Genomic DNA, 14309 nt, shown 5'->3' with positions numbered 1-14309 from the left:
GAGCGGTGGGCTATGAAGTCGCCATGCCCAGAAACCTCGTTCTGCCTTTGTTCGCGCTGCTCGCGTTCGTCGGCTGTACCCACCAGGTGCGGCCGAGCCCCGCGCCCATGTCCAACGCGGGGACGCCGCTGGCGCTTCGCGCGCGCTACTTCATCTCCCCCGAGCAGAAGGCGCGCATCGACTCGGACAGCTACTTCGTCCTGGGCGCCGGGCACACCTGGAACATCACCATTGGCGAAGGGCTCACGCGCAGCTTCCCGCAGATGATGGGCACCGTCTTCCAGTCCGTCCAGGAGGCTTCCGGCCCCGAGGACATGGGTGACGCGGACGTGCTCATCGTCCCGGAGATCCAGTACTTCGACGTCAACGGCGGTGGCTTCGTGTCGAAGTTGAAGCTGACAGTGCGCTCCCGGGGGACCCAGGGCGCCATCCAGGTGAGTGACCTGATCGAGGGCGAGTCCCAGAAGAGCAAGGCGGCCTCGGCGTGGTTGGGTGGGGCGTCCGCGGGGCAGGAGTCCTTGCGGCAGTCCACCGAGCTCGCCTTCGAGGACGTGATGCCCAAGGTCGCCACCCGCCTGCGCGAAATCTTCGCCAAGACGCAGGCCAAGGCGTCCCCCGGCGTGCTCTGACCCAGGTCTCCAGCGTCAACACACGTGAACACTCGAGGGCCCGGAACCAACCGTTCCGGGCCCTTTGTTTTTCCCAGACACGCTAACGCGCTGCGTATTGAGACCCCGGAATCCGGGGCCTACAAGGTTCCTTGTTGTCAAAGTGCCAATAGGCGCTGGAGGTCGTGCATGAGACTGCGATGGAGCCGTACGTGGGCGTGTCCGAGTTCCCTGGTCCTCTTCCTGGTCAGTGCCGGGGCTGCCGCCAATCCCCTGCCGCTGCTGGAGACCACGGCGGTGCGGTCGCCATTCGTGGCGGCCTGCAATGGGAAGCCGGACTCAACGCCGTTGCCGGTGGATCCGCGCACGCTGGTGGTGCCGGGTGTCAACAAGCCCGGGGCGGCGGTCCAGTTCAACGCGTACTGGGTGGACCTGCACAATCCCCCGGCGCCGTTCGTCTCCACGCTGCCGCCCAATCCCACGACGTGCGGCGAGTTCCGCGCGAGCGTGGCCCGGGGGCGCAACAACATTGAAACGCGCGCCTACTTCCAGCCGTTCACCACCGCGCTCGCCTACTACAACCTCTACCTGCTCTGGGGCTTCCTCATCCGCCCCTCGGACTTCGACGAGCAGGTCATCAAGCGTTACGGCATGGCGAAGGCGCCGTTCCGCAATCCCTATCCGCTGCCGTGGGAGAACCCCAACCTCACCAACGGCGGCAGCGGCCAGCTCCCCCTGGGGCTCGTGCAGGAGAAGGACTCGAACGGGCGCTATACGGGCGCCATCAGCTCCAGCTGCTCGGGGTGCCACGACTCGCGACTGGGGACCGAACAGGAGGCCGGCTTCGTGTGGGGGCGCACGAACGACGCGCTGGACGCGGGGTTGATCCAATCCGACTTCTTCCGCTCGACGGGCGTGGGCACCGTGCTGCAGCTGGCGCCCGTGCCGTGGAGCGTGGGCCGCGGCACCAGTGACGCCATCGGCATCGTGGACCTGCTGCCCGCGCTCTTCGACATGGACTCGCTCGCGCTGGCGCCCAGCCTGCTCGAATACTTCCCCACCCACGCGGGCGGCCAGTCCCGCGCGCCCAGCTGGTGGCACCGCGCCTTCAAGACGCGGCAGTTCTGGGATGGCGCCCTCACGTCGGACAACGTCCGCTCGGAGATGGCCTTCAGCATCGCGAACCTGGGGCGCACGCCCGCGCAGCGCCGGGCGATGACCGTCGAGTTCGAGGACAACGACAACTTCTTCATCTCGATGTCACCTCCCACGTACCCCAAGACGGTCAACGCCGCGCTCGCCGAGCAGGGCGCGGTGCTCTTCCACGAGAGGGACCTGTGGGCCAACGGCGCCAACGCCAACATTCCCAAGGCGCCGGGCAACGGCTCCTGCGCGTCCTGCCACGGCGTCTATTCGCCGCGCCACGCCGCGGACCCGGCGTACCTGCCCGACCCGCGCCTCAAGGGCGTGGCGGGCGTGATTACCCCCATCGAGACCATCCGCACGGACCCCGCGCGCAAGGACCTGATGGCGGACATCCGCAAGCGCAAGGCCTGGAACTCGTCCTTCCTGGGCTACAACGACGAGGCCCCCAACCACGGCCCCTTCTACGACGACATCATCACCAGCGCCCTGCGGCGCGTGCCGCGCAGCGCGTATGACAACGGCCTGGGCCCCGTCTATTCACCCCTGGGGCCCAACGAGTGGATCAGCCCGTTCGGCTACATCGCGCCGCCGCTCTATGGCGCGTGGGCCTCCGCGCCGTTCTTCCACAACGGCAGCGTGCCCACCCTCTGGGACGTGCTGAAGCCGGCGGAACGGCCGGCGGTGTGGAAGCGCCTGCAGACCTCCGCCAACATCCTGGGGACCAACGCGGGCTACGACGCGAGCTACGCGTCCTATGACTTCGCGAAGCTGGGCTGGAAGGTGTCGTCGCTGCCCTGCGCCAACTCCCCGTCCAACGACCCGTTCATCCCGTGCAGCGAGGAGATGGCGACGGCTGACGTGCTCTTCGCGAACATCGCGAACCTGGTCGCCAACTACAACTCGCTCGCCTACCAGTCGCCGCCGCCCATCACCCAGAAGCAGATCCGCTCCCGGATGATCTTCAACACCCACTTCTACGGCATGGGCAACGAGGGGCATGACTTCACCCAGTCGCTCACCGACCCGGAGCGCTGGGCCCTCATCGAATACATGAAGACGCTGTAATCAGAGGGGAGGGGGCGCGGAAAGGGTCCGCGCCCCCTGGCCCGTCACAGGAAGCGGCGGAAGAGGTCCAGCTTCCCCGTGTAGGGTGGGTAGCGCAGCTTCATGTCCAGGATGAACGGCCGCTTCACCACGCTCTTCTTGTGGCTGAAGGCGTCGAAGCTGGACTGGCCGTGGTAGCCGCCCAGGCCGGACTCGCCCACGCCGCCGAAGGGCATTCCCTCCGCGGCGAAGTGGACGCACACGTCGTTGGTGACGGCGCCGCCGCTGGACGTCTCCGTGAGGACGCGCTCGTTCACCGCGGCGTCCCTCGCGAAGCTGTAGAGGGCGAGCGGCTTGGGGCGGGCGCGAACGAAGCGGATGGCGTCGTCGACGTCCTCGCAGTCGACCAGCGGGAGGAGGGGGCCGAAGATCTCCTCCTGCATCAGCGGGCTCGTCAGGGGCGCGTCGGTGATGACGGTGGGCGCGAAGTAGCGGCTGGCTGCGTCGCGCTCTCCGCCGAAGGCAATGTTCCCATGGGCCGCGAGCGCGCTGACGCGCTCGAAGTGGCGGGCGTTGACGATGCGGCCGTAGTCGGCGCTCGCGCTCGCGTCGTCTCCGTAGAAGCTCCGGACGGCCTTCTGGACCAGCGCCGTGAAGCGCTCCTGGAGGTCGGAGGGGATGAGCACGTAGTCCGGCGCGATGCAGGTCTGCCCGGCGTTGACGTATTTGCCCCAGGCGATGCGGCGCGCGGTGATCTCCAGGTCCGCGCTCCGGTCGACGATGCAGGGGCTCTTGCCGCCCAATTCCAGGACGGTGGGCGTCAGGTGCCGGGCCGCCGCTTCGGCGACGGTCCGGCCCACCTGGGGGCCTCCGGTGAAGAAGATGAGGTCCCATCGCTCGTCGAGCAGCGCGCGGCTCTCCTCCACGCCGCCCTCCACGACGGAGACGACCTCGGGAGGGAACGCTTCGCCCAGCATCTTCGCGAGCACGCGTGAGGTCGCCGGCGCGTGCTCACCAGGCTTCAGCACGGCGGTGCAGCCCGCGGCGAGCGCCCCGATGAGCGGCGCCAGCGACAACTGATAGGGATAGTTCCAGGGCGCGATGATGAGCGTCACGCCCAGGGGCTCCGCGTACTGCCAGGCCCGCGCCGGTTGGATGACGAGCGGCGCGGAGCCCTTGCGTGGCTCCATCCAGGCCTTCACGTGCTTGAGGGCCGTCTTCAGCTCCCCATAGATGCTGCCCACCTCCGTCAGGTAGGCCTCCTCCGGGCTCTTCGAGAGGTCGGCCTTGAGGGCGGCCAGGATGGCCTCCTCATGCTTGCGCGCCGCCGTTTCGAGCGCCCGCAGCTGCTCCTGCCGCCATTTCAGCGGGAGCGTGACGCGGGTTTCGAAACAGGCGCGCTGCCTTGAAACGAGTGCCTTCACGTCATGCTCCCGCTGATTCCTCATGGGGCGACCTCTTGTGTGGGTGAGGGGTTTACTCGAGCAGCTCTCCGCGCTCCGCCTTCGCGACCAGGGACGCGGGCGGCAGGAAATGCTTCCCGTAGCGCTCCGCCAGCTGGCGCGCGCGGATGATGAAGCCGCGCGGCCCCGTGCCGGAGGGGCCTTCGTAGCCGTTGATGTACTGCACCACGCCGCCCGTCCACGGCGGGAAGCCGATGCCCAGGATGGAGCCCACGTTCGCGTCCGCCGCCGAGCGCAGCACGCCCTCGTCGAAGCAGCGCACGGTGTCGATGGCCTCCGCGAAGAGCATCCGCTCCTTCATGTCCTCGAAGGGGATGGTGTAGCCGGGCTTCGCGTAGTGCTGCGCCAGCCCCGGCCAGAGGTTCGTCCGCTTGCCGTCCGCGTAGTCGTAGAACCCGCCGCCCGTGGAGCGGCCCTTGCGCCCGTGCTGGTCGATGAGCGCGTCCATCACCGCGTAGCTGCCGTGGTCCGCCCACGGCTGGCCCGCCGCCTCCGTGGCCGCCTTCGTCTCCTGGCGGATCTTCCGGGGCAGCGTCAGCGTCAACTCGTCCATCAGGGAGAGCGGGGCGGCGGGGTAGCCCGCCTGGAGGCCCGCCTGCTCGATGGACGCGGGCGCGATGCCCTCGCCCACCATGGCGATGGCCTCGTTGAGGAACGTGCCGATGACTCGGCTGGTGAAGAATCCCCGGCTGTCGTTGACGACGATGGGCGTCTTGCCAATCTGCACCGCGATGTCGATGGCCTTCGCCAGCGCCGCGTCACTCGTCTGCTTGCCGGCGATGAGCTCCAGCAGCGGCATCTTGTCCACGGGGGAGAAGAAGTGCATGCCGACGAAGTCCGGCGGCCGTGACACGCCCTCCGCGAGCAGGGTGATGGGCAGGGTGGAGGTGTTGGACGCGAGCACCGCGTCCGGGGCCACCACGCCCTGAATCTCCTGGAACACCTTGTGCTTGAGCTTCACGTCCTCGAAGACGGCTTCGATGACCAGGTCGCAGCCCGCGAGCGCGGCCGGGTCCTCCGCCGGGGTGATGCGCGCCAGCAGCGCGTCGCCCTTCTCCTTCGTGAGGGAGCCCTTGGAGACGGCCTTCTCCACCAGCTTGACGGAGTAGCCCTTGCCCTTCTCCGCCGAGGCGAGGCTCACGTCCTTGAGCACCACGTCGATGCCGGCCTTGGCGCACACGTACGCGATGCCCGCGCCCATCATGCCCGCGCCCAGCACGCCCACCTTCTTCGCGGTGTGCTGCGGGAAGCCCTTGGGACGGCCGCCGCCGGAGTTGATGTGCTGCATGTCGAAGAAGAACGCCTGCATCATGTTCTTCGCGACCTGGCCGACGACGAGCTCCGTGAAGTAGCGCGACTCGATGGTGAACGCGGTGTCCACGTCCACCTGCGTGCTCTCCACCGCCACCGCCATGATGGCGCGCGGCGCGGGCATGTTCGTGCCCTTGAGCTGCTTGCGCAGGTTGGCGGGGAAGGCGGGCAGGTTCGCCGCGAACGCCGGGTGGGACGGCGTGCCGCCGGGAATCTTGTAGCCCTTCTGGTCCCACGGCTGCTGCGCCTTCGGGTTCGCCTTCACCCACGCCTTCGCCGCGGGCAGGAGCGCGTCCACGGACGGCACCACCTCATTCACCAGCCCCAGCTCCTTCGCCTCCTGCGGGCGGTAGCGCTGGCCCTGGAGCAGCACCTTCATCAGCGCGTCCGTGATGCCCAGCATGCGCACCGTGCGCACCACGCCGCCGCCGCCGGGCAACAGGCCCAGCGTCACCTCCGGCAGGCCCACCTGCGCGCCCTTCACGTCCGCGAGGATGCGGTGGTGGCACGCGAGGGCGATCTCCAGCCCGCCGCCCAGCGCCGCGCCATTGATGGCCGCGACCACGGGCTTGCCCAGGGTCTCCAGCGCGCGCAGCTGCGCCTTGATCTCCTGGCCCAGGTCGAAGACCTGCTTCGCTTCATCCTTCTTCACGCGGCGCAGGTCGTTGAGGTCGCCGCCCGCGAAGAAGGTCTTCTTCGCGGAGGTGATGACGACGCCGGTGATGCTGTCCTTCTCCTTCACCAGCCGGTCCACCGCCGCGCGCATGGACTTCACGTAGGCGGCGTTCATGGTGTTGGCGGACTGGGAGGGGTCGTCCATCGTCAAGACGACGATGCCGTCCGCGTCCTGTTCCCAGCGCAGGGTGTTCTGTTCGCTCATGGTGTTCGCTCGAAAGTCTTTGAAAGGGGAGGGAGGGGTCAGACGCGCTCGACGAGGGTGGCCACACCCATGCCGCCGCCGACGCACAGGGTGACGACCGCGCGGCGCGCATTGCGGCGCTCCAGTTCGTCCACCACGGTTCCAAGAATCATGGCGCCGGTGGCGCCCAGCGGGTGCCCCATGGCGATGGCGCCGCCGTTGACGTTGAGCTTCTCGTCCGGGATGTCCAGGTCCTTCTGGTACTTGAGGACCACGGAGGCGAAGGCCTCGTTGAGCTCGAAGAGGTCGATGTCCTTCACCGACAGGCCGGCGATGTCCAGCAGCTTGCGGGTGGCCGGCAGCGGGCCGGTGAGCATGATGGTGGGCTCCGCGCCGGACGTGGCCACGGCGGCGATGCGCGCGCGAGGCTTGAGGCCCAGCGTCTTGCCCACCTTCTCCGAACCCACCAGCACCAGCGCCGCGCCGTCCACGATGCCTGAGGAGTTGCCCGGCGTGTGCACGTGATGGATGCGCTCCACCGCGTGGTACTTCTGGAGCGCCACCGCGTCGAAGCCGCCCATCTCACCCATGGTGGTGAAGGACGCGCTCAGCTGGCCCAGCGAGGCCACGGTGGAGTCCGGGCGCATGTGCTCATCGCGGTCCAGGATGATGAGCCCGTTCTGGTCCACCACGGGGACGACGGACTTCTGGAAGTAGCCGTTCTTCCACGCGTGGGCGGCGCGCTCCTGCGAGCGCACGGCGTAGCGGTCCACGTCCTCGCGGGTGAAGCCCTCCATGGTCGCGATGAGGTCCGCGGAGATGCCCTGCGGCACGAAGTAGGTGTCGTAGTTGGTGGCGGGGTCCATGGCCCACGCGCCGCCGTCGGAGCCCATGGCGACGCGGGACATGCTCTCCACGCCGCCAGCGATGACCAGGTGCTCCCAGCCGGAGCGCACCTGCTGCGCGGCCATGTTCACCGCTGTCAGGCCGGAGGCACAGAAGCGGTTGAGCTGAACGCCGCCGGTGGTGTCCGGCAGGCCCGCGGCCAGCACCAGCGTGCGCGCGATGTCCGCGCCCTGGTCGCCCACGGGGGAGACGACGCCCAGCACCACGTCGTCGATGTGCTTCGGGTCCAGGTTCGGGTTGCGCTGCTTGAGCGCGTCCACCAGGCCGACGAGCAGCGACACTGGCTTGGTGCCATGCAGGGCGCCCTTCTTGCCCTTGCCGCGAGGGGTACGGACGGCGTCGAAGATGAATGCTTCCTGGCTCACGGGGAGCCTCCTTGTGAGAAGGGAGGGGCTACAGGGACCGGGCGACGAGCTCCTTCATGACCTCGTTCGCGCCGGCGAAGATTCGCAGGACGCGGGTGTCCGCGAACAGATGGGCGATGGGGTATTCCTTCATATACCCATACCCGCCGAACAGCTGGAGGCAGCGGTCCACTACCAGGCAGGCCTGGTCGGACACCCAGTACTTCGCCATGGCCGCCGTCGTCACATCGAGTCGGCCTTCCAGGTGGGACGCCACGCAGTCATCCACGAAGGTGCGGCAGACCCGCTGGAGCGTGGCGCACTCCGCCAGCTCGAAGCGCGTGTTCTGCAGGGCGAAGAGCGGCTTGCCGAAGACGTGGCGCTGCTTCGTGTACTCGACCGTGAGCTGGACGGCGCGCTCCAGGCTCGCCACCGCGATGATGGCCGTGGTCAGCCGCTCCTGGGGCAGCTGCTGCATGAGCTGGGCGAAGCCCCGGCCCTCTTCTCCTCCCAGCAGGTTGACGGCGGGGACGCGCAGGTCGTCGAAGAAGAGCTCGGTGGTGTCCTGACCCTTGCCCCCCAGCTTGTCGAGGATGCGGCCCCGCTGGAAGCCGGGCGTCGTGTCGGAGACCTCCGCGCACAACAGGGAGATGCCCGCATGGCCCGGCTGACCCGTGCGCACGACGATGATGATGAAGTCGCAGACGTGGCCGTTGGAGATGAACGTCTTCGCGCCGCTCACCCGGTAGAAGTCGCCTTCACGCACCGCGCGGGTGGAGATGGCCTGGAGGTCGGAGCCCGTGCCGGGCTCGGTCATGGCGATGGCGCCCACCCACTCGCCGCTGGCCAGACGGGGCAGCCACTTCTCCTTCTGGGCCACCGATGCGTAGGCGAGCAGGTAGTGCGCGACGATGGCGCAGTGGACGGGGAAGCCCATGGACGGGTCCCCGGCGCGGATCTGCTCCTCGATGAGGACCGCCTCGTGCGCGAACGTGCCGCCCACGCCGCCGTAGGCCTCCGGGATGGACATGCACAAGAGGCCCAGCTCTCCGGCGCGGCGGTAGAGCGCCTTGTCCGGGTAGCCCTGCTCCACGTGCTTGGGCAGGTTGGGGAGGACCTCCTTCGTGAAGTAGGTGGCCGCGAGCGTGCGCACCTGCTCGACGTCATCCGAGCTCCACCGGGGACGTGCCGTCGTCATGATGTCTGTCTCCTAGAGTCCGAAGGTCTTGCCGATGATGTCGCGCTGGATTTCGCTGGTGCCGCCGTAGACGGTGGAGATGACCGTGGCGCGCAGGTGCGACTCCATGTCGTATTCGGTGGCGTAGCCGTAGCCGCCCATCATCTGCATGCCCTCCAGCGCCACGCGCTTGGCGGTCTCCGTCGTCTTGAGCTTCGCCATGGAGGCCTCGCGGGGGAGCATCCGGTCCGGGTGCTCGTCCACCATGGCCGCCACGCGGTAGACGAGCAGCTCGCAGCAATCCAGCTCCGTGGCCAGGTCCGCGATGCGGTGCTTGAGCGCCTGGAAGGAGCCGACTGCGCGGCCGAACTGCTTGCGCTCCTTCACGTAGGCGACGGCGTCGTCGAACGCGCGCCGGCCCCGGCCCAGCATGGACGCGGCGAGCAGGAGCCGCTCGCTGTTGAGCCCCGACATCAGCTGGGGCCAGGCCTGGTCCACGAGGCCGACGACGGAGGACTCCGGCAGGAAGCACTCCGTGAAGAAGACGTCGTTGACCTCCTTGCCACCCATCGTGGGGATGCCGCGGATCTCCATGCCGGGCGTGCCCGCGGGGACGCAGAACATGGTGAGGCCTTCATGCCGCGAGCCCACGGTGTTCGTGCGCGCCACGAGCAGCACGTGGTCCGCGAAGTGCGCGTTGGAGCACCAGGTCTTCTGGCCGTTGACCACGAAGCCCCCGTGCGTCCGGACCGCGCGGCAGGTGATGGCGGCGGCGTCGGAGCCGGCTCCGGGCTCGGAGATGGAGATGGCCTCCACCCGGCCGCGCGCGATGCCTCCGAGGAGGGTCTCCTTCTGCGCCGGGGTCCCGAACTTCGCGTAGGGGCCCGCCGCCACCGCGGTGGTGATGTAGCCCCCCACAGGCGCGAGCCCATAGGCGGTCCGCTCCGCGAAGAGGCACATCTCGGACATGCCTCCGCCGGAGCCGCCGTACTCCGTGGGGATTCCCACGCCCAGCCAGCCCAGCTCGGCCATGTGGGCGTAGAGGCCGGGGGCGTGGGCTTCCGTTCCATCGTGGGTCAGCGCGTCCCGCTGCGCGCGTGTGCCCGTCCTGGCGCGGCAGAACGCGTCGATGGCATCAGCGAACGAGGCTTGCTCCGGGGTTCTCACGTGCATGGGCGGTTCTCTGGAAGGGGAGGGGACGTCAGGCAATCGCGTAGAGCGCGGCGATGCGTTCGGCGTACTGCGCGAGCAGCACGCGGCGCTTGAGCTTGAGGGTGACCGTCAGCTCACCCGTCACCGGGGACCAGGCTTCCGGGACGACCTGGAAGCGTTTGATCTGCTCCGAGCGGGAGAGCCGCATGTTGGCCGCGGCGACGAGCGCTGCCAATTCGGTCTGGACCGCGGGCTCGCGCGCGAGGTCCTCGAACGACACGGAGGACAGGCCCTTGGCCTTGGCCCAGAGCGGCGCGGCTTCTGGATCCAGGGAGACGAGCGCCGTCACGTAGGGGTGGCCGTCGCCAATCGCGATGGCCTGGGCCACCAGCGGGTGGGCGCGCAGCATGCCTTCGAGCTTGGAGGGGGCGATGTTCTTCCCGCTCGACGTGATGATCAGCTCCTTCTTGCGGTCGGTGATGCTGAGGAAGCCGTCCGCGTCGAGCGTGCCGATGTCGCCGGTGGCGAGCCAGCCATCCGCGTCCGTCGCGCGGGCAATCTGGCCGTCCAGCGCGAGGTAGCCCATGAACACCACCGGACCGCGCACGAAGATTTCGCCGTCCAACGCCAGCTTGAGCTGGAGCCCGGGGATGGGCCGCCCCACGGAGCCGACGCGGAAGTCGGTGGGGGTGTTGATGGTGGCGCAGCCAGTGGTCTCGCTCATGCCCCAGACCTCCAGCACCTGGATGCCGAAGCCGCCCAGGTACTCGAGGATGTCCACGGGGATGGGCGCGGAGCCGCTGCTCGTCCAATGCAACGCATCCAGGCCCATGGACTTGCGCAGCGGTTCGAGCACGCGCGCTTCGGAGTCCGCGGCCTTCTGCTGGACCTCCGGCGGCACGGCCCTGCCAGAGCCGCGCAGCCGGAAGGACTCCAGCGCGGCGGCGTGGGCGGCGAGCAAGGGCTCACGCTGGGCGGAGGGGAGCGCGTCCATCTTCAAGCGCAGGCTCGACGCGAGCTTCTCCCAGAGGCGCGGCACGCCGAAGAACGCGGGCGCGCGCGAGCGGGCCAACAGCGGCACGACGCCCGTGGGGTCCGTGCACAGGTGCATGTGCAGTGCTTTGTAGAGCGCTCGGTACAGCCCCAGCTCGCGCTCCGCCACGTGGGCCAGCGGGAGATAGGCGATGGAGGGGACGCGCATCGGCACGGGGACGCACTGGTCCACCGCGACGGCTTCATAGAAGGCGTTGAGGTGGCTCAGCACCACGCCCTTGGGGTCTCCGGTGGTGCCAGACGTGTACATCATCGCCAGCGGATCCTCCGGGCGGATGTCCTTCCAGGCGTCCTCGAAGGCCTGGGGGTGGGCCTCGTGGAGGGCGCGGCCTTCGGCTTCGAGTTCCGCGAAGGAGATGAACCGCGAGTCCCCGCGCGGAAGGGCGGACGCGTCCACGACGACGATGCGCTTGAGGGCGGGGAGCGATTCGAGCACCGGCCACCACCGGGCCAGCTCGTCCGCGCCCTCCAGCACCACCACCGTGGCCGCGCTGTGCCGGGCGACGTAGCCCACCTGTTCGGTGCTCAGGGTCTGGTACGCGGTACAGGAGATGGCGCCCAGGTGGGCCGCCGCATAGTCGATGATCCAATGCTCCGGCCGGCCGGACATCATGATCATCATCCGCTCGCCCCGCTTCAGCCCCAGCACGCAGAGCCCGCGGGTCATCGCGGCGGTGCGCTGGCGAAGCTGGCTCCAGGTGAGGGTGCTGTTCCCGGAGGTGAGCGCGGGCGCGTCCGCGTACTCCGTGGCGTTGCGCTGAAGGAGGCGCGGCAGCGTGAGCTGGGCCGCGAGGGACAGGCACTGCGCTTCCAGGTTCGCGTCAAACGCACCCATGGACACACCTCCGCCAGGTCAAAGGACAATCAGGTTGTCTGTCGCGCTTCCTCTTCAGGGATCGACGTACAGGTCGAGCGCCACATCCGGGCCGCCGCCGTAGCGGCTGAAATCGGTGACTCCACCCGCGCGCAGGACGTCCTCGTCGATGAAGGTCTGTCCGGTGCACTCGCGCGGCGGGCGCTGGAGGATGGCCACGGCCGCGTCCGCCATGATTTCCGGCGCGCGCGCCCGCTCCATCGAAGCGTCCCCGCCGAGCAGGTTCTTCACGGCGGCGGTGGCGATGAGCGTGCGCGGCCAGAGCGCGTTCGCGCCAATGCCGGCGTCCGCCAGCTCCGCCGCCCAGCCGAGTGTGAGCAGCGTCATGCCGTACTTGGCCATCGTGTACGCCGGGTGCAGGCCCATCCAGTGGGGCGCCAGGTTCACCGGCGGGGACAACGAAAGGATGTGCGCGTGGGACGAGCGTCGCAGGTGCGGCAGCGCCGTGCGCGTGAGCAGGAACGTCCCGCGCAGTTGGATCTGCTGCATCAGGTCGAAGCGCTTGAGCGAGAGCTCCTCGGTCTTCAGCGGGGCCAGGGCGCTCGCGTTGTTGAGGCAGAAGTCGATGCCGCCGAAGCGCGCCACCGTTTCGTCCACGGCGCGCTGCACGTCTGCTTCGTCCCGCACGTCGCCCACCACCGCGAGCGCCTTGCCTCCCGCGGCTTCAATCTCCGCGGCGGCCGTGTGGACCGTGCCCGGCAGACGCGGGTCCGGCGTGCCCGTCTTGGCCAGGAGCGCGACGTTGGCGCCCAGCCGTCCGGCCGCGACACCGATGGCCAGCCCGATGCCACGGCTTCCGCCGGACATGAGCAGCGTGCGTCCGGTGAGCGGGCCCGGACCGGCCATCGGTCGCGTCACTTCTGGGCCTTTGGCTTCGCCGGGGTGGCGCGTCCGGGCGTCGCCGTTTGGGCGAGCTGGGGGAGCAGGTCGCGCACGATGAGCAGGAGCGATTCGCTCAGGAGCAGGTGCGTCTCCTCGCGGCTGAGTGTCCCGTCGCGGAGCCACTCGCGGATGGAGGACTTCACCAATCCGCCGTAGGAGCGGATCATCGCCCGCTGCCTTGAATCGTTGCCGACCTCGGCCTTGAGCCCCAGGAACTCGAGTGTTCGCGACGCGGCCACGTCGTCCGCCTCGGCGATGATGCGCTCGACGTCCGGATCCGCGCCGATGCCGCCGCTTCCGATGACGGCCAGGTACGTCTTGCCGTGGGTCGCCACGGTGTCCAGGTACCACTCGACGCTGCGCTCCACGCGCTCTCGCAGGGTTCCGGTCATGGGGACGCTCTTTTCGATGCCGGGCATGAGCAGCATTCGCTTCACGACCTTCAGATAGAGATCCCGCTTCTGCCCGAAGTAGTGATTGAGGAGGCCCCGCGCGACGCCCGCCTCCTTGGCGATGTCGGTGGTGGAGACGTCCGCGTAGGGGCGCTCGCCGAACAGGCGCATGGCGCAATCGAGGATCTGCTGCCGGCGCTCGTCCGGTTCCAGCCGCTTCCAGCGGGGGGCCAGGGCGCTCATCGCCGGGTCTCCTGCCAGGGGAGGAACGCGGGCAGGTCTTGGGTCACCGTCCGGGAGAACCGCGCGGGTCGCTTCTGCATGAAGGCCATGACACCTTCTAGCGCGTCCGGGCTCTCTCCGAGGCTCGCGATGAGCTGACTGTCCAGGGCGAACGCGGGCTCCGGCGAGGGGAGGGCGCTCATCCGGTAAAGCGCCTGACGGATGACGGCCACGGACACCGGCGCGGTCGATTCCACCAACTCCCTTGCGAGCGTCTGCGCCGCGGTGGCCAGGGCCTCGGGTTCGTGGAGGGATTGGACCAGCCCGGCGCCTAGCGCCTCCTCCGCGGGGACGAGCCGCCCGCTCACCATCCAATCCATGGCGCGGCCCAGGCCCACCAGCCGGGGCAGGAACCAGCAGGAGCCCGCTTCCGGGTAGATGCCCCGCCGGCTGAAGACAAACCCGAAACGGCTGTTCCGGGCCGCGAGCCGGAAGTCCGCGGGGAGGATCATCGTGGAGCCCACGCCCACAGCCGCGCCGTGGATGGCGGCGATGACTGGCTTTCTCAACAGGAACAACTGGCGTGCCACGCGCGTCGCGGGTTCGACCCAGGCACCGCCGGGGATGTCTGTGTTCGTGACCTCCAGGGACTGGCCACTGAGGTCCGCCCCCACGCAGAAGTCCTTGCCGGCGCCAGAGAGGATGACCACCCGCACCGCTTCATCCGCGTCCGCGGCGGCGAGCGCGGAGGCCAGTTCATCCGCCATGAGCACGGTGAAGCCATTGCGCGCTTCGGGCCGGTGCAGTTCCACATTGGCGACCCGGTCCGCGTAGGAAACGCGGATGTGTTGGTAGCTCATGGTTGGAAATCCTGGC

The 14309-nt window shown here is 68.9% G+C and carries 11 protein-coding genes; 2 read left to right on the top strand and 9 right to left on the bottom strand.

Annotation, left to right across the window (positions count from 1 at the left end; all coding sequences use genetic code 11):
- Positions 1–23: 23 nt before the first annotated feature.
- Positions 24–629: a hypothetical protein gene (locus D7X99_RS02065; RefSeq protein ID WP_147475994.1), complete on the top strand. Its 606-nt coding sequence runs from the start codon at positions 24–26 to the stop codon at positions 627–629.
- Positions 630–797: 168 nt separating this feature from the next.
- A complete protein-coding gene (locus D7X99_RS02060; RefSeq protein ID WP_121776219.1) occupies positions 798–2819 on the top strand; it encodes a hypothetical protein in 2022 nt (673 codons plus the stop codon).
- A gap of 44 nt (positions 2820–2863) precedes the next feature.
- Here the strand turns inward: D7X99_RS02060 and D7X99_RS02055 are convergent, their stop codons facing one another.
- From D7X99_RS02055 to D7X99_RS02015, 9 genes are read right to left on the bottom strand one after another with little or no spacing between them, the layout of a single operon-like run.
- Positions 2864–4246: an aldehyde dehydrogenase family protein gene (locus D7X99_RS02055; RefSeq protein ID WP_121776218.1), complete on the bottom strand. Its 1383-nt coding sequence runs from the start codon at positions 4244–4246 to the stop codon at positions 2864–2866.
- A gap of 28 nt (positions 4247–4274) precedes the next feature.
- Positions 4275–6452 carry a 3-hydroxyacyl-CoA dehydrogenase NAD-binding domain-containing protein gene (locus tag D7X99_RS02050; protein WP_121776217.1) on the bottom strand — a complete coding sequence of 726 codons (2178 nt, stop codon included), beginning with the start codon at positions 6450–6452 and terminating at the stop codon, positions 4275–4277.
- 38 nt (positions 6453–6490) lie between these two features.
- Positions 6491–7702: an acetyl-CoA C-acetyltransferase gene (locus tag D7X99_RS02045; protein ID WP_121776216.1), complete on the bottom strand. Its 1212-nt coding sequence runs from the start codon at positions 7700–7702 to the stop codon at positions 6491–6493.
- 28 nt (positions 7703–7730) lie between these two features.
- Positions 7731–8879: an acyl-CoA dehydrogenase family protein gene (locus tag D7X99_RS02040; RefSeq protein WP_121776215.1), complete on the bottom strand. Its 1149-nt coding sequence runs from the start codon at positions 8877–8879 to the stop codon at positions 7731–7733.
- A gap of 12 nt (positions 8880–8891) precedes the next feature.
- The gene (locus D7X99_RS02035) at positions 8892–10031 is read right to left on the bottom strand and encodes an acyl-CoA dehydrogenase family protein (protein ID WP_121776214.1); all 1140 of its coding nucleotides are present in this window, start codon (positions 10029–10031) and stop codon (positions 8892–8894) included.
- 28 nt (positions 10032–10059) lie between these two features.
- Positions 10060–11898, bottom strand: a complete 1839-nt coding sequence (locus tag D7X99_RS02030; protein ID WP_121776213.1) for a long-chain fatty acid--CoA ligase — start codon at positions 11896–11898, stop codon at positions 10060–10062.
- Positions 11899–11952: 54 nt separating this feature from the next.
- Positions 11953–12783: an NAD(P)-dependent oxidoreductase gene (locus D7X99_RS02025; RefSeq protein WP_121776212.1), complete on the bottom strand. Its 831-nt coding sequence runs from the start codon at positions 12781–12783 to the stop codon at positions 11953–11955.
- An 8-nt stretch (positions 12784–12791) separates the two neighbouring features.
- Positions 12792–13454, bottom strand: a complete 663-nt coding sequence (locus D7X99_RS02020; protein ID WP_121776211.1) for a TetR/AcrR family transcriptional regulator — start codon at positions 13452–13454, stop codon at positions 12792–12794.
- Positions 13451–14293 carry an enoyl-CoA hydratase-related protein gene (locus D7X99_RS02015; protein ID WP_121776210.1) on the bottom strand — a complete coding sequence of 281 codons (843 nt, stop codon included), beginning with the start codon at positions 14291–14293 and terminating at the stop codon, positions 13451–13453. Before D7X99_RS02015 ends, D7X99_RS02020 begins: the two co-directional genes overlap by 4 nt.
- Positions 14294–14309 lie beyond the last annotated feature (16 nt).

The sequence above is a fragment of the Corallococcus sp. AB032C genome, assembly GCF_003668935.1.
GTDB classification, from domain to species: domain Bacteria; phylum Myxococcota; class Myxococcia; order Myxococcales; family Myxococcaceae; genus Corallococcus; species Corallococcus exiguus.
This window is presented reverse-complemented; position numbering and strand designations above follow the sequence as displayed.

What these genes read in the sequence shown, in the direction of transcription:
- D7X99_RS02020 (WP_121776211.1), bottom strand. Translation starts at nt 13,454, where the DNA reads ATGAGCGCCCTGGCCCCCCGCTGGAAGCGGCTGGAACCGGACGAGCGC.
- D7X99_RS02040 (WP_121776215.1), bottom strand. Translation starts at nt 8,879, where the DNA reads ATGACGACGGCACGTCCCCGGTGGAGCTCGGATGACGTCGAGCAGGTG.
- D7X99_RS02050 (WP_121776217.1), bottom strand. Translation starts at nt 6,452, where the DNA reads ATGAGCGAACAGAACACCCTGCGCTGGGAACAGGACGCGGACGGCATC.
- D7X99_RS02035 (WP_121776214.1), bottom strand. Translation starts at nt 10,031, where the DNA reads ATGCACGTGAGAACCCCGGAGCAAGCCTCGTTCGCTGATGCCATCGAC.
- D7X99_RS02025 (WP_121776212.1), bottom strand. Translation starts at nt 12,783, where the DNA reads ATGGCCGGTCCGGGCCCGCTCACCGGACGCACGCTGCTCATGTCCGGC.
- D7X99_RS02060 (WP_121776219.1), top strand. Translation starts at nt 798, where the DNA reads ATGAGACTGCGATGGAGCCGTACGTGGGCGTGTCCGAGTTCCCTGGTC.
- D7X99_RS02055 (WP_121776218.1), bottom strand. Translation starts at nt 4,246, where the DNA reads ATGAGGAATCAGCGGGAGCATGACGTGAAGGCACTCGTTTCAAGGCAG.
- D7X99_RS02030 (WP_121776213.1), bottom strand. Translation starts at nt 11,898, where the DNA reads ATGGGTGCGTTTGACGCGAACCTGGAAGCGCAGTGCCTGTCCCTCGCG.
- D7X99_RS02065 (WP_147475994.1), top strand. Translation starts at nt 24, where the DNA reads ATGCCCAGAAACCTCGTTCTGCCTTTGTTCGCGCTGCTCGCGTTCGTC.
- D7X99_RS02015 (WP_121776210.1), bottom strand. Translation starts at nt 14,293, where the DNA reads ATGAGCTACCAACACATCCGCGTTTCCTACGCGGACCGGGTCGCCAAT.